The following is a 23,216-nucleotide window of genomic DNA, read 5'->3' as shown; positions in this document are numbered from 1 at the left end:
TAGCCCCCTGTTCATTAAAGAATGCCCGGATACATCCCCGTTGCAATTGCAATCCGGTTCCAACTGTTAATCACGTTAACTGCGGTTATCAAATCTACGTATTCTTCCTCTGTAAACTGTTCTCTGACCCTATTGTACAAATCCGTAGGTACCCCTTGTTCAGAAATACGGGTGACCGCTTCAGCTAATTCAAGCATAACACGTTCTTTTTCCGTGAACAAAGGAACCTCCCGCCATAAGGCTAGCTGCAAAATGTGGTCAGCATAATCCCCCAGCTTGAGCAAATCCTTCGCATGCATATCCAGACAATAGGAACATCCATTGATTTGGGATACTCTAATTTTCAGTAGTTCATACAATACTTTGTCTGTAAAACGACCGGAAATATATTTTTCCATCTCCAGCATCGCCTTGAACGTACTAGGACTCACTGCTCTGTGATTGAATCTTAAACTCACGATACATCGCCTCCATTATTGGTTTACATATAGAAGACAAATGAACATGTGATTTTGTGACAAAGTGCAATACATCAATTTGGAATTGCCCTCAATTGACATAGCATGTATTATAGATAAATGATTTTATGTAAAGAAGGTGAGCACTCACATGAGCGGAAAAGGTATTATAAAAGAATTTAAAGAATTCGCTGTACGGGGTAACGTGATTGACCTCGCGGTCGGTGTTATCATCGGTGGAGCGTTTGGCAAGATTGTCACTTCTGTGGTAAACGATATTATCATGCCCCCGATTGGTAAACTTCTGGGCGGCGTTGATTTTGCTGATTTGTATTATGCTATAGGCGCGAATCCATATAACGGAGATAACACTCGCATGACTCTGGCACAGGCCAAGGAAGCCGGCATTGCGGTTATGGCGTTCGGGCAATTTTTCAACGTCCTGCTGGACTTCCTGATCGTGGCCTTCTGTGTGTTCATGCTGGTCAAAGGGATTAACATGCTGAAACGCAAAGAGGAAGAAAAACCTCCTCAGGAAAAAACGATCAAGGAATGTCCACATTGCCTATCCGAAATTCCTGTAGCCGCTACCCGTTGCGCACATTGCACTTCCAAGCTGGAAGGGTACGTGGAAGCACGCTGACTCAACCCATTTATATGACTACAATAAACGGCTTAAGACGGTGTATCGTCTTAAGCCGTTTTGGCATGGTATAAAAAATCCAATTAGTTGAAATTGGTGATAATGCCACGGGGTCTGACGGGCAAGCCCTCAGCGTACAGATGGGAAACATCACCGAAGCCGATGCAACGGGGAACTGCCCATTCTTGGGAGCGCTCATCAAACAAGATCGTGGTTACGGAGCTAGGCGGCATCCAAAAACCGGACCAGACCAAGGGCAATGGCAGCTCCAACAGATGAGCAAGCCAGGTCAGCCCGAAGCCGCCATGACAAAATACCGCCACCTGATCTTCAGTGTGCTTCAGAATCCGGTACCTGCCCTCCACCCGCTCAAAGCCTTGCCGTTTCAGGAACTCATCGGAATGAAGCTTCAGCCGCTCGAAGGTTTCAGGGCTTTGCGTTCCCTGATAATAGGAAATCTCCTGCCAAGAGTCATGAGTGGGCAGGGGCAACTCGGAACGGATCACTTCACCAGGCAAATCCCAATGGGAAAGACGGCCGTATGGGGTTTCCTCCAGCTTTAGAGCCAGCTCCTGCGTCCAGTGTTCTACTTCATGAGTCATACCCAGAGAGTCGGCGGTGTAGCGCATCGTATCCAAAGCCCTCCCCAAAGGAGAGGCATAAATTCGATCCAGTCCGTGACTGGAAAGCCGCTTGGCTAGTGCCTGGGCTTCCAAATGTCCCTCCGGTGTGATGGTGTTATTGGGGTAATCGGGGTCAGCGTGTCGGATAATATACAATCTCATCATTGTTCTCCGTTCCTATGAATGGCGACAGGATCGCTTTATCTCATTTCATCGATTAGTTCTCCTGATCTTTAACGTTTATTCAGCAAAGTTTCCAAAATCGCGCGCAAATCCCTATCTTCCTGGTAGACTTCCTCACCCGTATCCAGCTCAATAACCCGGATATATGTATAATTGGCTCTGACATCGACTGGTTTAAAAATCAATTCGTCCGGATTGTCTGGGCGGACATCATAGCCCATATTTTTGAACATATCCATGATTTGATCAATCCCCGGCTTGCCCCCACTTTCCAGCATAATTAACCCACGAAGTTCCTTGGGTTCCTCCGGATGCATGACTCGAAAATGTACTATACATTCCATGTAAAATCGCTCCTTTCAATCATAAACCTGTGTGATGTTGCAAATCCTTATGTTCCCAGCATACCCCAAATGCCACTCCACATTCCACACCCGCCTTCATATCGTCAGGACAGAAAACACGTTATACTGTAAGGTAGACCTTTGAATTTCTGCTTACTATAGGAGGAACCACGATGACTAGCGAGCTTCTAGATATCTACGATGATGAAGACAACTCTCTTGGCACAGCCTCGCGACAAGACGCACATGCCAAGGGATACTGGCACCATACCTTTCACTGCTGGCTAGCACGAGACACTTCGACAGGCCGTCGCTTGCTGTTCCAACAGCGTCAGGATACGAAGGACACCTTCCCCGGATGCTACGATATTACAGCAGCCGGTCACTTGACGGCAGGCGAAGATATGTCTCAGGCGGCTCGTGAGCTGGAGGAAGAACTGGGTATTCATGTTCCCTTTACCTCATTAACACCGCTGATGACCGTTCGGTATGAAAGCAAAGGTACCGCACAAGGCACCTCTTTTTGGGACCGGGAGGTTAGCTCGGTGTTTGGACTGCTATCGAACCAGCCATTGGAAGCTTATCACCTCCAGCAAGAAGAAGTAGCCGGACTGTACGAAGCAGATCTTGACCAAGCACTGGCCCTTTTTGAAGGTCATATTCCCTTTATCGAAGCGCAAGGCATTACGTCAGGGCCTAACCCAGAAAAAACTCGCCGCCTAATTACTTCGGATCAATTCGTGCCTCATAAGGCGGACTATATTACATCTATATGCCGGGCACTGATGGAACTTCCTAGCCGGTAATCTTTAGCTATTCTCCAGCTGACATATATTTGCCGATAATGCCTTCATACCGCCAGCCATACCGGGTCGACAGCTCTCTGCCCATATCATGCTCCAGCTCATACAGAATAAGATCCTGAGCAAAATGATTAAGCAGCAGACCTGTCATTACCGGATGCTCGGTAATAAGCGCCTGTGTCGGGCAATTCTCTCCCCGCATACCCAGCATGCACCAACGCCGATCAATAACAAAAGAAAACTTGCGCCCTGCTGGTTTCTGTCCGTCTGTACCAGATCTAAGCGGTAACCATGGTCCCATCATGCTTTCTCCGTTATCGCAGGACCAGAGCAGACGCACACCTCGACTCTCGGCTTTCTCCAACTCTGTCCGCAGCAGTTCGGCTTCCTCGCGCCACAAATCCAACACAATCTCATGCTCTGCCCGTTCCAATTCACGTGTCAGACTTTCCAGTACCTTCCGATCGCCTTCCGCGTTATAAAAGGTCGGCTTGCTTGGTTCTGTTCGGGGCATTTCCTTCTCCACCGCACGCAGGGACTCCTGCATCTGCCCTTCGATCATCCGAGTCAGTTCACCCGGTGGCAGCATGCTGTAACGAACAGGCTCTCCAGCACTGGTTCTGAGGTATCCCTGCCCGGCCAAACGCTGTAAAGCCGCGTACACGTTGGAGCGCGATGCGCCCAGACGCTTAGCCACTTCATAGCCGGAAGCCGCATTTTGCCTCGAAAGCTCGACCATAACCTTGGCTTCCATTTCCGTAAAACCCAGATTCCGCAGATGATGCAGCAAACGCTCCATATATTCTGTTCCCCCTATGCTGCCCGGCGTTATGTCTGTGTCCTGCAGCAGCCTGTTCGGCTGCGTCAAATCTGTTCAGCTCCGCAGCGCGGGCACCACTTAGACCCTTTGGGTAGTTCTGCAGTACAGATTTGGCATTTTACATTTTCACGTACTTGTGCAGACGGCGTTGCCGGCTTCTCGGCCCCGGAGTTGTTGGCCTTCCAATATCGAATCCGCTCGTCCAGCTCTTCCTGACGCTCACGCTCACGTGCCAGTTCTTCAAGACGACGGTGTTCTTTTTCCAGCTCTTCCTGACGACGGCGCTCCCATTCAGCGTCGAATGCCGCTTTTTCTTCCGGTGTAAAATCAGATACTGTGTAATCGCGGTCTAGTCCCGCTGGTTCGTGTGTTTCATACCGCTCATCCTGTTCCTGTTCATGCCGATCGACTACTTCATGTTCTGCATATTCCGTGTAAGCAGGCGCAGCATCCTTCACTACCTCTGGCTTGCGCAGATCAAAAGAATAGACGTCCGTTGGCACCTCTTCACGCACAGCAGCTACTTGTTTGGAAGCAGCCTGTCCTTCATTGAGCTTGCGTCCGCATTTGGGGCAAAAGTTCGCATCCAGAGGCACAACCGCTCCACAGGTGCATAAATGAGCGTTTTTCAATTCTGCAATTCTACTGCGCAGCTCGTCAATTTCATCCTGAAGCTCATCACATGCAGTGGATAGCTGTGTCATCTCGGTTTCTGCCACCGACATGTCGGATGCGCGGTAACCTTCGTAAAAGATCTGACCCATTCGTAAGAAATGAACATCCATTTCCTGCTGAATCGTTGTAATTTGTGAATTGATCTTACTAATCTCGACAGCATGCTGCGCCTTTTCTGTGGCGCGATTAGCGCCTTCCTTTATACGTTGAATCAGCTTCATCGTTATTTCCTCCCCATATCCAGCCGGATTTCACTGTACCGTCCGTATATCCCAAAGTTTTTTTCTGTTGGCTAACCTCGAACTCCTGTATAATGGAATGCGGTCATATCGCCTGATTGAAGGCTATAGGCATTAGCGTCAACGTATTGACGTTCTGTCGCTCCGGCAAGATCCGCATGAATTTCAGCATTATTTTAGTCCATCGCCTTGTTCTTATCGTCAGCTAAAGCTGACTAGAACTCTATCATACCAAAAACTACCCCCATTTGTGAAAATGGAAGATTTTAAGAACGAAAGGGGTTTCAGGATTATGGACCCAAATCCTTCTTTTTACCCCCGACCCATCGGGGTTCCTTATTCAACGTCGAGCCCTCAGGCACGTCGTGCTTCCATGGATACCAGTATGACGCTGGTGCCCGACACCGACCAAGACTCTGCCTATTTTCGTGCTTTAGAGAACGCCGGCATTCACCTGAACCGCCCGCAGATCCAGGCCGTCCGCCACGGCAAAGGCCCCCTTCTGACCCTTGCAGGGGCGGGCTGCGGCAAAACCACAGTGCTGGCTGCCCGCGCAGGCTACCTCATGGCGATGCGTGATGTCCCTGCATCGTCCATTCTACTGGTGACCTTCACCAGCAAGGCAGCTGCCGAAATGAAACTGCGCATCGCAGGATTACCCGGTGTGCGCCCTGCCGCTGCACGTGCAGTTCAGGCACGCACGTTTCACTCATTCGCTTTGGCGATGCTGCGTCATCGTGGCGTGCAAGATGAAGTGTTCGGTGAAACGCAGGCCCAGCATACCGTCATGAAAATGATGCTGCGTCAGCTTGGGCTCAGCGAGGCTTTCCAGCCGGAAAGCCTGCTGTCTGCCCTCTCCGCCTGGAAAGCGGAAGGCCGCAGCGCGGACGAGCTGCCGGAAAGCGTGCGCGAGGAATCGGATGCCAAACGTGCCATGCTCGCTTATGAAGCGTGGAAACAGGAACGCAATAAAATGGATTTTGACGATATTCTGCTGCGTGCCTCCGCACTGTTGCGTGACCCGGATGTGCTTCAGCCGCTTCAGCGGCGTTTTTCACATATCATGGTCGATGAATTTCAGGATACGAATGCCCTGCAATATGAGATGGTGCAGCGATTGGCTGCCCGACATCGCAATCTGATGGTCGTCGGGGATGATGATCAGACGATCTATACCTTTAATGGGGCACGCCAGGAATCCATTCTGGAGTTTGACAAGGTTTATAAGGATGCAAAGGTCATTACCCTGGATATTAATTATCGCAGCGATGCGCGGATTTTGGGGCTGGGCTCTAACATTGTCGCCAAAAATGTCCATCGACGCTCCAAACGTCTTTCGGCTGCCGGGCGTGAAGGCTTGCCGCCGCAGTTTGCCACCCCATCCGGACCCGAGGAGGAAGCGGGGCATATTGTTACTCATCTACTCGGGCAGGTAGAGGAAGGTCGGCTGCGCTACCGGGATATCGCTATTTTGCACCGGACAGCCAGCGGAAGCCGATCTATTTTTGAGCAATTAATTATGCGGGATGTCCCATTTATTCAGTACGGAGCAGGGGCTGTATTTTATGATCAGTCCCTGATTCGTCCCTTAATGGATCACCTCCGCTTGTCGCTAAATCCCCGGCGTATGGAATCCATTCCGAGCACCCTCGGGCCGCTGTACGTATCCCGTGAGGCGGGGATGGAATGGATTATGCGCGAGGAGAAACAGCAGGCTAAAAAATACCCGCTGATTCATCTCAGCCGCTGGGATCGACTACGTGATTTTCAGCGTGAGCAGGTGAAAGAGCGTATTCGTCTGATTCGCAGTCTCACTACAATGAAACCTGCCTATGCCATTCAAGAAATGCGGCGCGTCTTTTATGACAAATATTTGGAAAGCGGAGATACGGGCGCGTGGACTCATTATAAGGAAACGATGCAAGAAAGTCTGGAGGAGCTCGAAACGGCAGCCAAGCGGTTTGACACCGTGGAGGCGTTCGTCAGCTTTGCGGACGAGCTTTCCGAGCGTCACCGCCAAATGGAATCGCTGCGCAGAGAAGAAGACAGCGATGCAGTTCGGCTCATGACGATCCACCGCGCCAAAGGGCTGGAATTCCCTTGCGTATATTGGATCGGAGCCAGCGAAGGCATTCTGCCGCACAGCTCGGCGCTGCACAGCGAGCTTCCGGAGGATCGGCGGGCAGGCGCCGCCCCGACTACCGCTGTGGATAACGAGGCAGCGCTTGAAGAAGAGCGCCGCCTCGCTTATGTGGCCGTCACCCGGGCGAAGGAGTCGCTATACATCACCTCTCCCGCCTCTAATCATGGCAAGCCTGCCGCCGTGTCACGCTTCCTGCTGGAAGCCTATGGAGTCACTCCTGAGGCTTCCAAGCCAGAAACGCGCCGCGGCAGCTTCGGCCAACCGAAGGGTGCTTCCGGGTATAGCAACCGTGCTGGCGCTGGATCGCCAGCGTCTGGCACAGCGACCCGCGTGAGCAGCAGGCCGGGACCAGGCAGCGCTGCGGTACGGACGACCTCGTCGGTGGCAGGGTCTCCGGCGGAGCCACGCATCAGCGTGCCCGTGTGGAAATGCACCGACGGCGCCTGCAAAGCGTGGATGCGGCGCGACACAACAAGCGGACGCCGTACAAGCGCGGCTAGCACGGGCACGCCGCCGGTGTGCCCGCTCTGCGCCTCCCCGATGACAGAGGGGACACGCAGCATCCCAGCCAGATAGGTATAAGGCGTATAGCTGGTATTGGAGAACTGTGCTTTTACTGGACTGGTGACACTCGTGATTTCCAGCCTAACTGTTGCAGATTTTAATGAATCAAATAAGCTTTAGACAGACCAATAAAATAAAAAGCGGCAGACTAGGACGTGAAAATAAAGTCCTAGTCTGCCGCTATCTATTTCAACTTGCTATTGAAGAATCGTATCCCGTTAGTTCAATGCCTTGCCTGTTGTGAAGTTATATATTTTAATGATTAAACAAGCGCTCTATCACCCAATAGGTGTTCCGTTAGGTAGTTTGATATCCGGTTTCAATAGAACCACATCCCCCTTTTCAGGAATTCCTCCAAGGACCAATACCTCTGACTTAAAGCCTGCTATCCGTCGAGGTGGAAAGTTGACTACACCTATGATTTGTTCCCCTATAATATCTTCAGCCACATATCTTTTTGTAATTTGTGCACTCGAAGCTTTTATTCCGATATCTTGTCCAAAATCAATTTCAAGTTTAATAGCAGGTACTTTTGCTTCTGCAAAAAACTCAGCTTTAATGATGGTTCCAACTCGAATATCTAGTTTCAAAAAATCATCAATCGTTGCCATCTAAACATTCTCCTCATCGATTGTTTTATTCAATTTCGCGATAATGAATTTCAAATTTAATATTTTGCAACCGTAGTATACTTTAAAGATTCTGCCCAAAAATACATCCCCATACCAAATAAAGTCATGATTCCACCTATGAATTGAAATGCAGAGATTATTTCTCCCAAGAATAAGTAGGCGAGAATTATGGCAAGAACAGGCTCTCCAATAATACCAACTGAGACTGTAGTTGCACCCATTGATTTCAACAACAGATTAAAAATATATTGTCCAAAAATAGTTGGAATTACTGCAAGTAAAAAGAAATACACCCAATCCGACGAGTCATATTCGATCAAGGCATAATGATTCAACAAATTGTAGACCAGCATGACGCTGCCACCAATAAAAAAAACAATAACACTATATACATTTGCATTTATTTTGTGGCTTACTTTCTGTCCTGCCAACATATATGCTGAAACCAAAATTGTTCCTACTAAAGATAATCCATCTCCGATTAATGCCTCTCTCGAAATCCCAATGTCTCCCCAAGCTATAATGATTGAACCGACAAGAGCGGCGATCAAACAAAGAATGGTCAATATGTTTGCTCGTTCTCTGAACATAAAGTATGAACCCATCATTACAAATAAAGGCTGTAACGATAGAATGACCATGGAGCTCGCAACTGAGGTATATACTAAAGATTCCATCCAGAATAAGAAATATAACCCGAGAAAAAGACCAGCTATGAAAACGGTACTCCAATCTTTTTTGTTCATTTCTAAGGAACGGAACATTTTCCAAGGCACAAAAGGAAGCATTATGAGTACTGACATATACAATCTGTACATCCCAGCCACAGAGGTTGGAGTATCTGAGGATTTTATCATGATGGATGAGATAGAAACAGACAGTATGCTGATTAAAAGCAAAATATACGGATGAAACGGTAACGACGATTGATTTATTTTCACATGTACGCCTCCAAGATGTCTTATCCAATCGCCTGTGCACAGGATTGTAATGATAAGCCGAAGATCTGGTATAATAATATCACCACTTTTATTTTATTTGTGTGACTATATCTTTAATTTATATAGAAATATCGTCATCAGAAAGGACCTCGCTAAAATGGAAAAACAATTGCATGAGACCATTCTATATCCCGATGTTTCATTTCCATACATCATGTACACCCATACTATTCATGCAAGTAATCCTGAAGGTAGAGGATTCAACGATTTACATTGGCATGAGGAACTACAAATCACTTTGGTTACCAAAGGAAAGCTAGTGATACAAGTTAACGGGATTGATCATGAATTAGAAACAGGTCAGGCCATTTTAATTAATAAGGGTGTTCTTCACGTTACTACACACCTTACACATAACGGTCAATATGTCAGTTTTAATTTCCCTGAGAAGCTGTTGGCCTTTTATGCAGATAGTGCGATGGAAAAAAATTATGTACTGCCTTATACAAACTCTCTCTTATTGTCATTCGTAATCAAAGGAGATGTTGAATGGCAAATTCAAATACTGCAAATGCTTTGGGATATGAAACAGAAATTTGATATGAAAAAAAAATGGGGCTGGGAATACGAGGTTTCCATCAAAACGGTACAATTATGGTTAGTCTTAATATCTAATATTTCGCTGTCTTCTGAGGAAGCACCTAAATACATGAAATTGCAACAGGAGCGACTTCAATTAATGCTCAGCTTTATCCATCAAAACTACTCAGACAATATAACACTGCAAGAAATTGCTGCTATAGCACATTTAAGTATTTCGGAATGCACTCGTAGTTTTAAGAGAACTATTCATATGACACCTTACGACTACTTAATTAAGTACCGTATCAAGAAAAGTAGCGAGTTATTAATTTCAACAGATTCTACAATAACTGAAATAGCCCACAGAGTGGGGTTCAATCATGTAAATCACTTCATTCAGTCTTTTAAGAAACATCATAAAAAAACACCTAAAGAATTCCGGAAATTTAGAAATGAATTCATCAATTAAGGAAGAATTCGTTCAGCAAATTTCGCCCAGACAAATTCAGAAGATATGAAGTTTGTTTACCATCGGAGTTAAAAATCCATAATTTAAGGATGATTTCTTCCGAAATTCATTGTATGGTTCCTGCCTCGCCTCTAATTTATGATGAAATTAAAGCGAGGTGATGAACTAAAAAACTTAAAAGGAAATATTGAAAACGCATACAAATAAAGATGGGATTATGGAAGCAGTTGTTTATTATTTAATTTTTTTATTTTTGAAAACGATTTCTTCAAGCTGCGCCGCAGGACAATTAAGACGGTAACATCTAATTCAAGGAGTGAGTCATATGCCAGATCCGTGGAAAAGAAGGTTTTTTGGTATTCTTAGTTTTGTTCTCTTATGTTTTTTGTTGGTATCTCTCGATTTAATTCCAAGCTTAGCAAAAGCAGAATCAACTAACTTGGTCACCGAAGTTGAAGATGAAACGACGATGGGTGCAAGTCAAGATTTATCACTAATGGCAAATCTCCTCCTACAGTTGTCAGCTCCAAGGATGCAATTATTCAAGGTTACGGCGTAGAAAAACGGGATACTCCCTATACAGGCGATACACTTTATAAAGGCGACGGCTATGTATCCTTCTTTTATGATTATGACCCAAATTCGGGCAAGTCTGACGGGACGGCTACGTTTAAAGTGAATGTGCCGACAGCAGGTCTATATAAGCTGAGCCTCGGTTACTATATTCCGGCGAACACCGGCTCCAAGGATACCAGCTTCGAGGTCAATGGTACAATGGCTGAAAGCATAACGCTGGTTCCCCCTCCGGGAGGTGCGGTTGTAAACGAGAAGTTGGTAAGCAAGATCATGTTGAATGCCGGTACAAACGAGGTTACTTTTTCAAGAGGCTGGGGATATTACGGGATCGAATACGTGAAGGTTGAATTCGCCAGTTTACCTGCTACAAACAGCAAAATTGAAGCCGAAGACGGAGTCATTACTGGTGAGGTCAGCACCGAAACCGCCAGCACGGGCTATTCTGGTACCGGCTACGCAGCCTTTAAAGGCACAGGGTCGTTAACCCTTGCCTATGACGCAGCTTCAAGTGGCCTTTACAATCTTGCAATCGGTTACAGTAATCCTAATAGTGACAAAAAGACCCATATGGTGGTCAACGGTCAGACAAGCGAAATATCCCTTCCGACAACAGCAAGCAATACCGAGGTATCCGGCGGTAAACTCATGCTGAATTCGGGAAACAATACAATACAGTTCAATCCCGACTTGGGCCAGTATCATATCGACTACATCAAGCTGTCAGCAGTGCTCCCCCTGAAACTGCATCAGATTGAGAAAAAGCCGGTAAACCCGGATGCGACTATGGAAACCGAGGCACTCATGGGTTATCTCGTGGATGTTTACGGGGACAAAATTCTTTCCGGTCAGCACACTCTTGAGGATGCCCAGTGGATTAAAGACCAGACTGGAAAGTATCCTGCGATGTTGTCAACGGACATGATGGATTACTCCCCCTCTCGCGTCGAGCATGGTGCCACCTCAACTGAGGTGGACAAGGCGATCCAATGGGCCAAAGAAGGTGGAATTGTCACGTTTGTATGGCACTGGAATGCCCCTAAGGGTCTACATGACATTCCAGGCAAAGAATGGTACCGCGGATTTTACACCGAGGCGACTACATTCGACGTTCAATATGCGCTTAATCATCCCGAGTCGGAAGAATATCAGCTTATCCTGCGGGACATTGATGCCATTGCCGCTCAGTTGAAACGTCTTCAAGACGCTCACGTTCCGGTGCTGTGGAGACCACTGCACGAGGCGGAAGGCAGATGGTTTTGGTGGGGCGCCCAAGGGCCAGACTCCGCAAAGCAGCTGTACCGTATCATGTACGACCGTCTAACACACTACCATCACCTAAACAATCTGATCTGGGTATGGAACTCCGAGAGCCCCGAATGGTATCCGGGGGACGATGTCGTCGATATTGTAAGTGTGGATATCTACAACCCGGCGGCTAATTACGGTCCAAGTATCGGCAAGTATGACAGCTTGGTAAATCTCGTGCAAGACAAGAAGCTGGTTGGTCTGTCCGAAAACGGCCCGATTGGCGATCCTGAATTGCTTCAAGCATATTCAGCGCATTGGCTCTTTTTCACCACATGGACGGGCGATTTCGTCCGCAATGGACAATATAACTCCCTGGATCATCTCATAAAAGTGTTCAACAGCGATTACGTGATCACGAGGGATGAGCTTCCTCAAGACCTATTTACTTCCTCCAAGAATGAAGCGGAGTAAGGCGCTCTTACAGGGCTCACCTTATCACGGAAGGTAGCAGATTTTCGGACTTTGGGTATGTGGCTGGATTCTGATAACAACGTCGACAAATTGGTAATTACTTTGAACGTGCCCGCAACTTTACCGTCCCACCCAGCACCAAAGTAACGCATAAGCCTGCCCCTAACGAACAGTGGCCACCTCAGAAAATAACCGAGGCGGCCGCTGTTGGTTTGTAACTTGAACGAATGCAATCTATAGCAAACCTTAATGAAAAAGGACCGTCTCCTCTCCAATTGGAAAGTGGAAACGGACCCGTTCTTTATGCAAAACGAATTAATTGGTGGACCATAGCTTAATCCGGTTTTGAATATGCTTGGTAAAGGATTGTTCCATTTCTTGCACTCCAGCTTTCTCTAGTTCTGCCATATAGGCATCCCAAACCTTGTCGAAGTTTTCCGGTTTAGTCATGACAGCTTCCGGAATTCGTTTCCATGTAATATCCTTCATCTTGGCTCCAAGAATAACAGCCGGATCGTCATTGGGAAGAGACATTGTATATGCTGCTCCGTATGCTCTAGGCGGAAATTCCTCTTCCTTCGGGAATAGATCTTTCCAGTGCTCGATCTTATAAGCCTTAAGAACTTCCTTCTCCGACTTATTGTAAGTCGCTGTCAGCAGTTCTGGATAACTACGAGTGAAATAGTTGCCGGTTGAGTCCTCGATGCCATCACCATAATGGACCGACAAGTTCCAATATAGGCCGATTCCAGACTCTTTTTGGAAAGCCGCATTGTCATTGTTTATCCGTTCAAGTACAGCCGGAGTAATCGTCCGTTTGCCGTCTTTCATCGTGTAATGCTTTCCTTCAATTCCCCAGTTATTCAGGACTTGCCCCTCTTCCGATGCTAGAAAGTCGAGAAACTGGATAGCGCGTACCGGATCCTTGCATTTGCTAGAGATTGAGATTCCGTACCCCCCATCAAAACCAGGCAGCCAGAAGTTGGTATCCTTGTACTCCTTGCTCATGGTAACTGGATAATGACCGTAAGTCTGATCGAATTTGCCCTCCGCCTTCAGCGCATTTTGTCCGTCGCCATAGTCCCATTCCGGATCGGCCAGGCCCAGTACGCGACCTGAAGCCACTTTCGCTTTAAACTGGTCAGTCTTTTGCACAAAGCTTTCCGGATCAAGTAATCCAATGGCATTCATGTGATTCAACCAGCGAAAATATTCTTTTTCTTCCGGTCGACGGAAATGATAAGTCGCTTGGTGTGTTTTTTGATCGATGTAGTATTCGCCATCGTCTGGTCCCCCAGTTGTTTGGAATCCTGAGTTCGTTACCTGGTACATATGCCAATCGTCCGCATTTAGGGACAGTCCGATATTTTTGTTGCCATTTTCATCCGTCGGATGCTTGGTTAGATAGTCCTTAATGACTTTTTCAAAATCCTGTACCGTACGAATGTCTGGGTATCCCGCTTCCTTGACGACACGGTGTTGGAGTTTAAATCCTACGTCGGGTTTGATTTTTTTCTCTTCGACAGCAGACCAAGTTGGAATCACATAGATTGATGGGTCGTCCAAACTGTACTTTGTTCGAACAAGCTTGTCACCCAGCATTTTTTTGATGTTTGGTGCATGCTTGTCGATCAAATCCGTCAGATCAATGATTGCGCCAGCATCGACAAGTTTGCCAACATCCGCCTTAGCAGCGATTAAATCAGGATAGTTTCCTGTGGCAGCAATCAATGAAATCTTTTGGACCGGGTCACCGACAGCGAATTCAGCATCAAGGGTTACTCCAGTTTTTTCAGCGATGACCTTACCGACTTCATCCTTCATGCCATTCCAATTTGTGCTGGAGTCTTCCGAAAAATAAGTAAGCGTGATGTCACCCGTTGTTACGGCCTTGGTAGCCTCGGACGGATTATTACCGCTGCACCCTGCAAGGGTCGCCACTAAAGTCAGTGACATTACGAAAGATACGATCATTCTGTTTTTTCTTGACTTCATGGAGCGAAACCTCCCTGTATAATGAATGTTTGCTGCTTCGTTTTAGCTTTTTACCGCTCCAAGCGTCATACCTTTAACAAAATACTTTTGTAGAAAAGGATAGACGATAAGAATCGGGACTGTAACAATGATGGTGATTGCCATTTTGACCGATTCCGGAGACACTTGTGCCATACGCTCAGCCATATTGGCAGCATCCTGAGAATTGGTTGCGCTCGTTGTAGTACTCTGCAAAATTTTCATCAATTCATATTGAAGGGTCGTCAACGATTCGTTAGACCCATTAAACAGATAAGTATCGAACCAAGAGTTCCATTGCCCTACTGCCAAGAAGAGCGCTACGGTCGCTAATGCTGGTTTGCAAAGAGGAAGAATAACGCGCCAATATATCGTGAAATCGTTGGCACCATCTAGCTTAGCTGATTCTTGCAACGCATAAGGCAGACCATCAATGAAGGAACGAATAATGAAGACATTAAACGCACTTACAAGGCCGGGTAAAATATAGACGGCAAATGTATCAATCAAATGCAATTCCTTCATCAAGATAAAACCTGGGATTAATCCCCCGGAAACATACATGGTGACGGCAAGAAAGATTGAGATGAACCTTCGAGCTTGAAAGTCACTTCGTGCAAGCGTATACGCAAGCATCGAACCGCTGGCCAAGCCCGCTACGGTGCCAATGACGGTCCGCAGAAAGGAGATCTTGAATCCAGTGATTAACCCCTCATAGGTGAAAATCAAATCGTAATTCTTCAACGTAAATTGTCTTGGCCAGATGGTGATTCCCCCTCTAATGGTATCTACCGAATCATTAAAAGAGATAGCCAGTACATTTAAGAACGGATAGATTGTTAGAACGGTTACCACAATCATGAAAAGATAAACAACGACTTCTAAGATTCGATCTTGTGGTGATTTCGCCTTAAGCCAGTTGTTTAATCGGCCGACTGGCGTACTGCTTTTGACAGCCTCCATGTCCTTTATCCTCCCTACATAATACTCTCGTTGGTATAGCGCTTAAAGATTCCGTTAGCCGCAAACAATAGGATCAGGCTTATCACCGAATTAAAGATATTAATTGCCGTTCCGAAAGAGTAACGTCCCATCGCCAGACCATAATTAAGCGCATACAAATCAAGTACTTCAGAGTAATCAATGACCAGGTGATTGCCCAGCAAAAATTGTTTCTCGAATCCCGTACCGAGCAAATGACCAATAGACATAATCAGGAGGATGATAATGGTCGGCCGGATCCCTGGCAGCGTGATATGCCACATTTGCCGGAATCGGCTAGCGCCGTCGACCCGCGCAGCCTCGTATAATTCAGGACCAATACCGGCGATGGCAGCCAGATAAATAATGGCGTTCCAACCTGTTTCCTTCCAGATGTCTCCGAAGGTTACAACCCACCAAAATAATTTACCTTGGGCCATAAACTGGATCGGCTGTTCGATGATGCCTAGACCCATGAACATATCATTCACGACACCGCCATCCGCTGAAAGCATTTTGGTGACAATGCCTGCAGCAACCACCCATGAAACAAAGTGCGGCAGATAAGATACCGTCTGAACAAATCGTTTTATAACCTGGATACGAACCTCGTTGAGCAGTAAAGCAAAGACAACCGGCACGATAAAACCGGCGATCAGTCCCATAAGACTCATAGCCAGCGTGTTCCGCAGCACTTGGTAGAAATGATCATCTCGGAACAAAGTACGAAAATGCTCCAAGCCCACCCACTTTTGCTCAAAAAAACTCAAACCGGGTTTATATTTTTGAAAGGCCATTGTCCAGCCCCATAGCGGCAAATACTGGAAGACAAAAACCCAAATAACAAACGGAATGGACATGTAGTAAAGATACCTCTGGCTTTTAAATACCTTCCAAGCATTCCTCTCCGTCTTTTTGTATGCCTTTTCCGAAACCACTGTTACCGCTTTCATTTTTTTTCATCCCCTCTCTTAAAATCCATCATAAAACAGAGAGGAGTCCGCGCCCATACAACGGATTTCGGAAAAAATCATACACAAATTATGGATTTCTATATTCCGATGGTGAACGGCCTTCGTACCTTTTGAATTTGCTGTAAAAGTAGTTGACGCTTGTATAGCCCACGCTTTCAGCGACTTCGTATACTTTCATTCCCTGATCCAGCAGCTCCTTGGCCTTTTGGATGCGGACTCGGTCCAGATAGGTGTTGAAGTACTCCCCAGTCTTGTTCTTGAAAAGCTGGCCTAAATAGGCGGTACTGTAGTTTAGTAGTCCGGCTAGCGTTTCCAGCCTCAGATTGTCCGCATAATGCCTATGAATGAAGTCGACCATTTTCTTGAATTCCTGCTCCTTTCCACGGTGTTCGGAGTCTTTTCCCAATGCTAGTAGGAAACGGTGGGTCTCTTCCAAAAGATCATCTAGGTTATCATGCTGGTATATCCCATTCAAAAAGCGGGAAACTGCTTCCGTCTCTTTCAACTCAATGCAGAAACCCGCGGTCAGCTTGTGAATGACTGCATTGGACAGAAAGAAGAAGGATTCTTTAACAGATTTCTCATCTTGCCCCTGTTTGAGAAAAAATGCTGCCGCCTCTTTCAACAACGATAGTACTATAGCCTGGTTTCCTACCTCCAGACTGTAATACAGGCGGAAGATGAAATCCTCCATCATTTCTTCGGCTTTATTGACGGACAATCGGGGAGAATCCAGCGAGGACGAAAAGAGAGGATACGGATCTATCAGTCGGTTCTTCTCGCTGAAAAAAGCTTGTTTTACTGCTTTCTGGGCCTTAAAAAAAGATTTGCAAATATCTTGGGGAACAGACACTCCCCCTCCGGTTGCAGCAACGAACCGTACATTACCCACGGCGTTACGAATCTCGTTATACAGACTTTCACGTCGTTTTCTCCCGCGCAGCAGCTCGTTGAGCAGAAGAACCGTATACGGGGGAATCACAGTTACAAGCCCCATCATCTGCCCTTCTATCTTTGGTTTTAACTCAATCGAAAGCCGATTTACCACATCGGCACGATCCACTTCAGAAACACGCGGGTAGACGACTACGACTTCATAGCTGGTCCACAACAAATCCGCTTCTTTTGCCTTACTTCTCAATTTGGCAGGATCCTCAGTTTTCTCTTGCGGGATGAGCAGGCTATGCAGGCAAAAATCACGACTCATAATCTCCCTCTCACGCCACTCTCCTTGAAGTCGCTCCTCTTCAATCCGCTCGCGTATCCGCTTTAAGTTGGCCGACATTTCAGCGACGTCCACCGGTTTAAGGAGATAGCCGACAACCCCGTATTTGATCGCTTGTTTGGCATACTCGAAGTCGGCATATCCACTGAGAATCATAAAATGCAAATGATGACCGTCAGATGTCAAGTGCTCAATCAACTGTAAACCATCCATAACCGGCATGCGGATATCGACAATTACGACATCGGGAGTCTTTTCCTCAATGACTTTCAATGCTTCTTTTCCATTAGCTGCCGCAGCAATAACGGTAAATCCGAGACTTTCCCATGGAATCAGCGTTTGAAGGCCTTGACGAAGCTTCGGTTCATCATCAACGATCACTACCTTAATCATTTGGATTCCCTCCAGGAATGAAAAACTGAATACAAGTGCCTTTCCCAGGCTCGCTCTCGATTTTTAAGGCACTAGAAGCCCCATACAGTAAGACGAGACGATCGTTTACGTTTCGCAATCCAATCCGCTGGACCTCCTGTTCATGTAGGGATGCAGCAAGCTCTTCCCGTACAAGAGCGAGACGATCGGCCGTGAAACCGGCCCCGTTATCACGTACCATAACTCGGACCCCCTCCAGGATTTCCTTTACTTTCACTTCAATGACAGCTCCTTCTGCTCGGTTATCCAGGCCATGCACAATAGAATTCTCCACCAAAGGTTGAATAATCAACGGCGGGACCAACATCTCCTCCAAATTCGGATCAACCGTTAAACGATAATTCAAACGGTCTTCATATCGAAACTTTTGAAGATCAAGATAACAGCTAACCCGCTCAAGTTCTTTGCGTAGCGGAATCTTATCATTACCAGCCTCCAGACTGCTGCGAAGCAACGTGCTCAGCTGCCATACTGCCTCAGCAATATCGTCCTGTTTGCGAATGTGGGCCTCCATTCTGATGGATTCCAACGAATTGAAGAGAAAGTGCGGGTTAATCTGGCTGGCCAGCATTTTAAATTTGATCTCGTTTTGTCTTTGCTCTACGAGATTTTTCTGACGATTCGTTTCTTGGACCTCCTGCACCAAATTGTTCACGCTGCTGACGAGCGCGTTAAATTGCCTTGATAGTATACCGACTTCATCTTTTCCGTCGATATGGAGAAATGTTTCCCATGAGCCCGCGCCAACTTTGGTCATATGTTTGCTCAAGCGGAGAAGCCTTCTGGATAATAGCGAAGCAGAAGCATAGATAAGTAAGACTGCAAACATCAGGCTGGCCGTGATCACGATTCCGCCAAGCCATATCACTTGATTGGCATCGCGGGTGATCTCTGAAACGGAAAAGATGGAAATGACGCGAAGTCCGTTCCAGCTGTTCTGTGGAATTAGATTTGCAATAACCACTTTTGACGCTTTTCCGTTGATGAACGTGTTGTAACTTCCTTCCTGATTAAAAAGTATATTTTCGTCAGCATGAATTTCGGAAAGATTCTTCCCGAACAACTTTACTTCATTAGACGCGACGATCTGATTTCGGTTATCTACGATCAAGGTAGGGAACGATTCCTGCTCTAGGATTGAATTTAATTGGCGCTTGTTTACATTCATGACCAGAACTCCTTTTCGCTCTAGTGAATCCACTGAGAATGAACGAATTAGACTGAGATAATCGGAACCGTCCCTCTCATCCTTGATTAAATCCCATCCGGCCAAACCTTTCTGATCTATAGCCTCCTTGTACCAATCTGCGGTTGTGATCGTATCGTCAGGCTGGATAAATTCCCAATTGTTAAGCGCTCCTGGATTAGCGACATAGACACGGATGCCGGATATCTCTTTGTATAACTGGAGGTAGTCACGAATATCCGTATACCCCCGGTATGCCTGAATGACTTCGAGGTAGCTGTTATACTTTTGGCTGGCCACCATCTTCATCCGGCTGTCATTGGTTAGCCGGTACGAGATGTCCAGCGGAACTTTAATCAGTTCTCCTGTACGATTTCGGACCCTTTCAACATTGTTGGATGCTTGCATAAAGGCGTTCTTAATGACAATCTCTCGAAGCCTCCCGGTCAGAAACAGACCGCATAACAGCAAGGGAAGAACGGCTACCGAAATGAATGTAAGCGTCATTTTCTTCCTCAGTTTCATGTCATTCATCATTCGTATAAAAAACAAGGCTTCCCCCCTCTCAGATCAGTGCGGCTGCTACGCGCAAAATGCCCCTTTTCATATAAAAAGGGGCATAACCTAATCGATTGTTTTTTCTCTTTTGGCAGTTTACTGTTGTACTGATCCTTTAGACCTTGCCGGACCTTATTGCCCGGAGCCTGAACCATCCACTTTCATAGTCTTTCTGTCTGTAGACAAGAGGAAGCCCCAACTTCATAAGCCTATCCCCCCCATGGATAGACTTTTGCCCGCTATTTCCTGACTGAACTTCATATTCGAGTTCTGGATTAAGTCCGTCAAGGCGGAGGGCTCGCCAAGGCGCGTTCGGGACAGCCATCACTTGGAAATAGTAGACGATGGCATCCTCTTGGTCTTCAGAAACAAACATCCAAGCCGATTCGTTATCTTCAAACGGGCTCTTTAGACGATACAAGTCACCTTTCTGAACTAAGTCACGTATCTGCTTATATACTGCGATTTGGCGTTTGACCGTCTCTTTTTCCTCATCGGTGAATTTCGTGAGATCAAGCTCATATCCAAAATTTCCGGACATGGCCACATCACCTCGAAAATCAAGGGGTGTTATGCGTCCAACTTGATGGTTCGGAACTGCTGACACATGCGCTCCGGTGGCGCTTACAGGATAGACAAGGCTAGTTCCATATTGAATCTTCAGGCGTTCCACCGCATCGGTATTATCACTAGTCCAGACTTGAGGCATGTAGTAAAGCATGCCTGGGTCAAAACGTCCTCCGCCACTTGAACAGCTCTCGAAAAGAATATGCGGAAATTCGGTGGTGACGCGCTCCAGCAGCTCATACAATCCAAGAACATAGCGATGGGCAGTCTCAGATTGGCGCTCCGGCGGCAGAGCTGCGGAACCGATTTCCGTCAGGCAGCGATTCATATCCCATTTCACGTAAGAAACTGGGGCGCTGGAGAAAATGGCAGCCAGCGAATCGTAGATGTAATCGCGTACTTCCTTGCGAGTATAGTCCAGCACCAACTGCCATCTGGCTTCACTGCGTCGCCGTCCTGGAACGTGAAGGCACCAATCTGGATGCTCCCGGTACAACTCGCTGTCTGGAGAGATCATCTCTGGCTCAAACCAGAGCCCGAACTTAAGGCCCAGCCGATTGATACGGTTCGCGACATCCGCGAGTCCGTCTGGCAGCTTCCGACGATCCTCGTACCAATCGCCGAGAGACGAATTGTCGGAATCCCGTTTTCCGAACCAACCGTCATCTAAGACAAAAAGTTCGATGCCTAGCTCTGCCCCCTCCTTCGCTATCGATACCAACTTATCTGCATTGAAGTCAAAATAGGTAGCTTCCCAGTTATTGACCAGAATAGGGCGTTCTTCATCCCGGTATTTCCCTCGGCAAAGTCGAGTCCGATACAAGCGATGATACGTCCGCGACATATCTCCCAGTCCTTGACCGGAGTAAACCATAACGGCTTCTGGCGTTTGGAAGCTCTCCCCTGGGCTCAGTAACCACGAAAAATCAAAGGAGTTCACGCCGATGCTAAACCGTGTAGAGCCGAATGAATCTATTTCTGCTCCCGCCTCAAAGCCCCCGCTGTACACGAGGCTAAAGCCGAATACCTCACCATAGCTTTCCGTTGTTCCCCGAGTGACCAATGCAGCAAAAGGGTTGAGTTGATGGCTGCTCATGCCCCTTTTACTATCAATTCGGGTTTCACCTTGAAGAATCGGTTTGCGGGTAATATTCCCCTCCCGAGCCCATGCTCCCGAAAGATACATGAACTCTAAATCGCTTTTACCTGAAAAATCGACACTGGCACTTAGAGCACGGAGAAGCCGAAGATTCTTGGCTCCCGCATTACTCAAACGAGCCGAACGAGCGATTACGTTTCGATCCGTGAAGACGGTATAAAGAAGAACAACTTTAAGGCCTGAAAAGTCATCTTGTAACTCCAGTTCCAACGTATCCGCTTCGCCTTCATTTTCGGTATATACGGCCGGAAGCCCGGTTAATGATGGCTTTCCCTTAGTGATTCGGTAGCCATTATACTTTAACTCCGTGATACGAGTTCCATCCTCAAGCTCTACTTGATACGCCGGGTTACGGAAGTCCCCGCTCCCATACTGCGGATATTCTTGCGGCAACCGATCCAATCCAACCATCGCAGGAGTGTGAAGCAATAGATCGGCCATGGGTTCACGGTGCTTCAGCCTGCCTCCCCAATATACATGTACAGGAAATCCATCTACAATCTGAATAATATAACTCATGTCCGACGACTGCAAATGAAACAGCCCCGTTTGCTCTTGAACAATGATACCCATGGAAAAATAACCCCTTCCTCTAGATCATACCTCTCGGAAATCCGCACCTAAAAAGGTACATAGAAGAACCTTTTTGTAGCAGCCATCAACTAAGTTCACATGGTGTAAAGCTTGATAATATCCTCATAATATTCGCAATAGGTTCTATAGAAATGATATATTAACTTTAGATATGAAGTACATGGCATGGTGCTCACTATTTATGTTATAATGCTTGATAATTTACATAAGGAGATTTAGCGTGATAGAATATTTGCCGCGTAGTAAACAGCATTCTGAATTGTATCTAACTCAGTTTGGCATAGAGGAATGCATACCGAGTCACTTTTTTGGACCTGCGATAAGAGATCACTATCTGCTTCATTATATTTTGGACGGAGAAGGTACCTTCGAGGTCGGTGGGTTCAGTTATCGCTTGCGGAAAGGACAGTGGTTTCTAATCTGCCCCCAGGTCATTACTTATTATCAAGCCGATGTAGTGAATCCTTGGTCTTATTGCTGGTTTGGATTTGACGGGGCACTGGCAGAAACACTCCTCAAGCAAGCAGGTCTAACGATGACGCGTCCAATCCTCAACTTTGAAGGAGACCATTTGATTCATCAGTATTTGCAGCGAATGAACGAATCAAGTGAATGCCATAAAGCTCGGGAAACCAGACTGACCGGTCTGCTTTGCTTAATGATATCGGAGCTTATAGAATTCGGTCCGGTAACACCTCTCGAACAAAAGGAAAGCCGGTCGGAAATTTACGTGGAAAAAGTGAAGGATTTTATCGAAATGAATTATGCTCAGAAAATTACCATTGAGCACATTGCAAATTTTATCGGACTCAATCGAAGCTATTTATGTTCGTTATTCAAACAACAAGTGAACACAAGTATTCAGGATTATTTGGTTCGCTATAGGATCAACAGAGCATGTGAAATGATGGGAAACGCTGAACTTTCGATCGGTGATATTTCCCGTTCAGTCGGCTATAACGACCCTTTACTCTTCTCAAAAATTTTTAAAAAGGTAAAGGGACTCTCCCCCAAACATTATCGAACCGAAACCCATACTCAAACTCAAGTCGACTACTAAAAATACAATCACTGGCTCATGTGGAAGATGGGAGACATCAACTCAACGCTTGT

The 23,216-nt window shown here is 46.6% G+C and carries 20 protein-coding genes; 7 read left to right on the top strand and 13 right to left on the bottom strand.

Annotation, left to right across the window (positions count from 1 at the left end):
- Nucleotides 1-14 precede the first annotated feature (14 nt).
- Nucleotides 15-458 (bottom strand): carboxymuconolactone decarboxylase family protein, encoded by a 444-nt coding sequence (locus JOD82_RS12405; protein WP_209949355.1) that lies wholly within the window; start codon nt 456-458, stop codon nt 15-17.
- Nucleotides 459-609: 151 nt separating this feature from the next.
- On the opposite strand from JOD82_RS12405, the gene mscL reads away from it, so the two are divergent.
- A complete protein-coding gene (mscL, locus tag JOD82_RS12400; protein ID WP_209949353.1) occupies nt 610-1,101 on the top strand; it encodes a large conductance mechanosensitive channel protein MscL in 492 nt (163 codons plus the stop codon).
- Nucleotides 1,102-1,184: 83 nt separating this feature from the next.
- Here the strand turns inward: mscL and JOD82_RS12395 are convergent, their stop codons facing one another.
- Complete coding sequence (locus JOD82_RS12395) at nt 1,185-1,886, bottom strand: histidine phosphatase family protein (protein ID WP_025719795.1); 702 nt, start codon at nt 1,884-1,886, stop codon at nt 1,185-1,187.
- Between the two features lie 71 nt (nt 1,887-1,957).
- On the bottom strand, nt 1,958-2,251 hold the full coding sequence (locus tag JOD82_RS12390) for a hypothetical protein (RefSeq protein ID WP_209949352.1): 294 nt from the start codon (nt 2,249-2,251) through the stop codon (nt 1,958-1,960).
- A gap of 173 nt (nt 2,252-2,424) precedes the next feature.
- Between JOD82_RS12390 and JOD82_RS12385 the strand changes: the two genes are divergently transcribed.
- A complete protein-coding gene (locus JOD82_RS12385; RefSeq protein WP_209949350.1) occupies nt 2,425-3,057 on the top strand; it encodes an NUDIX hydrolase in 633 nt (210 codons plus the stop codon).
- A 7-nt stretch (nt 3,058-3,064) separates the two neighbouring features.
- On the opposite strand, the gene JOD82_RS12380 is transcribed toward JOD82_RS12385, so the two are convergent.
- Entirely contained in the window at nt 3,065-3,853 is a 789-nt protein-coding gene (locus JOD82_RS12380) for a TrmB family transcriptional regulator (RefSeq protein WP_209949444.1), read from the bottom strand.
- Nucleotides 3,854-3,918: 65 nt separating this feature from the next.
- Nucleotides 3,919-4,770, bottom strand: coding sequence for a zinc ribbon domain-containing protein (locus JOD82_RS12375; protein WP_025719789.1), 852 nt, complete (start codon nt 4,768-4,770; stop codon nt 3,919-3,921).
- A gap of 310 nt (nt 4,771-5,080) precedes the next feature.
- On the opposite strand from JOD82_RS12375, the gene JOD82_RS12370 reads away from it, so the two are divergent.
- Complete coding sequence (locus JOD82_RS12370) at nt 5,081-7,507, top strand: UvrD-helicase domain-containing protein (RefSeq protein ID WP_209949330.1); 2,427 nt, start codon at nt 5,081-5,083, stop codon at nt 7,505-7,507.
- A 266-nt stretch (nt 7,508-7,773) separates the two neighbouring features.
- Here the strand turns inward: JOD82_RS12370 and csaA are convergent, their stop codons facing one another.
- The gene (gene csaA, locus JOD82_RS12365) at nt 7,774-8,106 is read right to left on the bottom strand and encodes a chaperone CsaA (RefSeq protein ID WP_053324545.1); all 333 of its coding nucleotides are present in this window, start codon (nt 8,104-8,106) and stop codon (nt 7,774-7,776) included.
- Nucleotides 8,107-8,162: 56 nt separating this feature from the next.
- Complete coding sequence (locus tag JOD82_RS12360; protein WP_209949328.1) at nt 8,163-9,068, bottom strand: DMT family transporter; 906 nt, start codon at nt 9,066-9,068, stop codon at nt 8,163-8,165.
- Between the two features lie 157 nt (nt 9,069-9,225).
- On the opposite strand from JOD82_RS12360, the gene JOD82_RS12355 reads away from it, so the two are divergent.
- The 3 genes from JOD82_RS12355 (at nt 9,226) to JOD82_RS12350 (ending at nt 12,414) form a co-directional block, all read left to right on the top strand.
- On the top strand, nt 9,226-10,119 hold the full coding sequence (locus JOD82_RS12355) for an AraC family transcriptional regulator (protein ID WP_209949326.1): 894 nt from the start codon (nt 9,226-9,228) through the stop codon (nt 10,117-10,119).
- Nucleotides 10,120-10,444: 325 nt separating this feature from the next.
- Nucleotides 10,445-10,678 carry a hypothetical protein gene (locus JOD82_RS29160; protein ID WP_245249026.1) on the top strand — a complete coding sequence of 78 codons (234 nt, stop codon included), beginning with the start codon at nt 10,445-10,447 and terminating at the stop codon, nt 10,676-10,678.
- Nucleotides 10,609-12,414, top strand: coding sequence for a glycosyl hydrolase (locus JOD82_RS12350; RefSeq protein ID WP_312887691.1), 1,806 nt, complete (start codon nt 10,609-10,611; stop codon nt 12,412-12,414). Before JOD82_RS29160 ends, JOD82_RS12350 begins: the two co-directional genes overlap by 70 nt.
- Before the next feature lie 315 nt (nt 12,415-12,729).
- Here the strand turns inward: JOD82_RS12350 and JOD82_RS12345 are convergent, their stop codons facing one another.
- The 6 genes from JOD82_RS12345 to JOD82_RS12320 form a co-directional block, all read right to left on the bottom strand.
- Entirely contained in the window at nt 12,730-14,409 is a 1,680-nt protein-coding gene (locus JOD82_RS12345) for an ABC transporter substrate-binding protein (RefSeq protein WP_209949324.1), read from the bottom strand.
- 42 nt (nt 14,410-14,451) lie between these two features.
- Nucleotides 14,452-15,390 (bottom strand): carbohydrate ABC transporter permease, encoded by a 939-nt coding sequence (locus tag JOD82_RS12340; protein ID WP_029515959.1) that lies wholly within the window; start codon nt 15,388-15,390, stop codon nt 14,452-14,454.
- A 14-nt stretch (nt 15,391-15,404) separates the two neighbouring features.
- Nucleotides 15,405-16,361 (bottom strand): ABC transporter permease, encoded by a 957-nt coding sequence (locus JOD82_RS12335; RefSeq protein ID WP_029515960.1) that lies wholly within the window; start codon nt 16,359-16,361, stop codon nt 15,405-15,407.
- Nucleotides 16,362-16,449: 88 nt separating this feature from the next.
- Nucleotides 16,450-18,000 (bottom strand): response regulator transcription factor, encoded by a 1,551-nt coding sequence (locus JOD82_RS12330; RefSeq protein ID WP_209949322.1) that lies wholly within the window; start codon nt 17,998-18,000, stop codon nt 16,450-16,452.
- Nucleotides 17,993-19,777 carry a sensor histidine kinase gene (locus tag JOD82_RS12325; protein ID WP_209949320.1) on the bottom strand — a complete coding sequence of 595 codons (1,785 nt, stop codon included), beginning with the start codon at nt 19,775-19,777 and terminating at the stop codon, nt 17,993-17,995. Before JOD82_RS12325 ends, JOD82_RS12330 begins: the two co-directional genes overlap by 8 nt.
- 121 nt (nt 19,778-19,898) lie before the next feature.
- Nucleotides 19,899-22,082 (bottom strand): alpha-galactosidase, encoded by a 2,184-nt coding sequence (locus JOD82_RS12320; protein WP_209949318.1) that lies wholly within the window; start codon nt 22,080-22,082, stop codon nt 19,899-19,901.
- 241 nt (nt 22,083-22,323) lie between these two features.
- Here JOD82_RS12320 and JOD82_RS12315 point away from each other — a divergent pair, with 241 nt between their 5' ends.
- On the top strand, nt 22,324-23,163 hold the full coding sequence (locus JOD82_RS12315) for an AraC family transcriptional regulator (RefSeq protein WP_069010819.1): 840 nt from the start codon (nt 22,324-22,326) through the stop codon (nt 23,161-23,163).
- Nucleotides 23,164-23,216: the final 53 nt, after the last annotated feature.

It is taken from the genome of Paenibacillus sp. 1182 (genome assembly GCF_017833915.1).
Classification (GTDB): domain Bacteria; phylum Bacillota; class Bacilli; order Paenibacillales; family Paenibacillaceae; genus Paenibacillus; species Paenibacillus polymyxa_D.
Note: the sequence above shows the minus strand (reverse complement) of the source record. Positions and strands in the feature narration are given on the sequence as shown.

Coding starts and splice junctions, on each gene's coding strand:
- JOD82_RS12395 (WP_025719795.1), bottom strand. CDS start 1,886: ATGAGATTGTATATTATCCGACACGCTGACCCCGATTACCCCAATAAC.
- JOD82_RS12380 (WP_209949444.1), bottom strand. CDS start 3,853: ATGGAGCGTTTGCTGCATCATCTGCGGAATCTGGGTTTTACGGAAATG.
- JOD82_RS12355 (WP_209949326.1), top strand. CDS start 9,226: ATGGAAAAACAATTGCATGAGACCATTCTATATCCCGATGTTTCATTT.
- JOD82_RS12340 (WP_029515959.1), bottom strand. CDS start 15,390: ATGGAGGCTGTCAAAAGCAGTACGCCAGTCGGCCGATTAAACAACTGG.
- JOD82_RS12330 (WP_209949322.1), bottom strand. CDS start 18,000: ATGATTAAGGTAGTGATCGTTGATGATGAACCGAAGCTTCGTCAAGGC.
- JOD82_RS12335 (WP_029515960.1), bottom strand. CDS start 16,361: ATGAAAGCGGTAACAGTGGTTTCGGAAAAGGCATACAAAAAGACGGAG.
- JOD82_RS12370 (WP_209949330.1), top strand. CDS start 5,081: ATGGACCCAAATCCTTCTTTTTACCCCCGACCCATCGGGGTTCCTTAT.
- JOD82_RS29160 (WP_245249026.1), top strand. CDS start 10,445: ATGCCAGATCCGTGGAAAAGAAGGTTTTTTGGTATTCTTAGTTTTGTT.
- JOD82_RS12320 (WP_209949318.1), bottom strand. CDS start 22,082: ATGGGTATCATTGTTCAAGAGCAAACGGGGCTGTTTCATTTGCAGTCG.
- JOD82_RS12375 (WP_025719789.1), bottom strand. CDS start 4,770: ATGAAGCTGATTCAACGTATAAAGGAAGGCGCTAATCGCGCCACAGAA.
- JOD82_RS12390 (WP_209949352.1), bottom strand. CDS start 2,251: ATGGAATGTATAGTACATTTTCGAGTCATGCATCCGGAGGAACCCAAG.
- mscL (WP_209949353.1), top strand. CDS start 610: ATGAGCGGAAAAGGTATTATAAAAGAATTTAAAGAATTCGCTGTACGG.
- csaA (WP_053324545.1), bottom strand. CDS start 8,106: ATGGCAACGATTGATGATTTTTTGAAACTAGATATTCGAGTTGGAACC.
- JOD82_RS12345 (WP_209949324.1), bottom strand. CDS start 14,409: ATGAAGTCAAGAAAAAACAGAATGATCGTATCTTTCGTAATGTCACTG.
- JOD82_RS12385 (WP_209949350.1), top strand. CDS start 2,425: ATGACTAGCGAGCTTCTAGATATCTACGATGATGAAGACAACTCTCTT.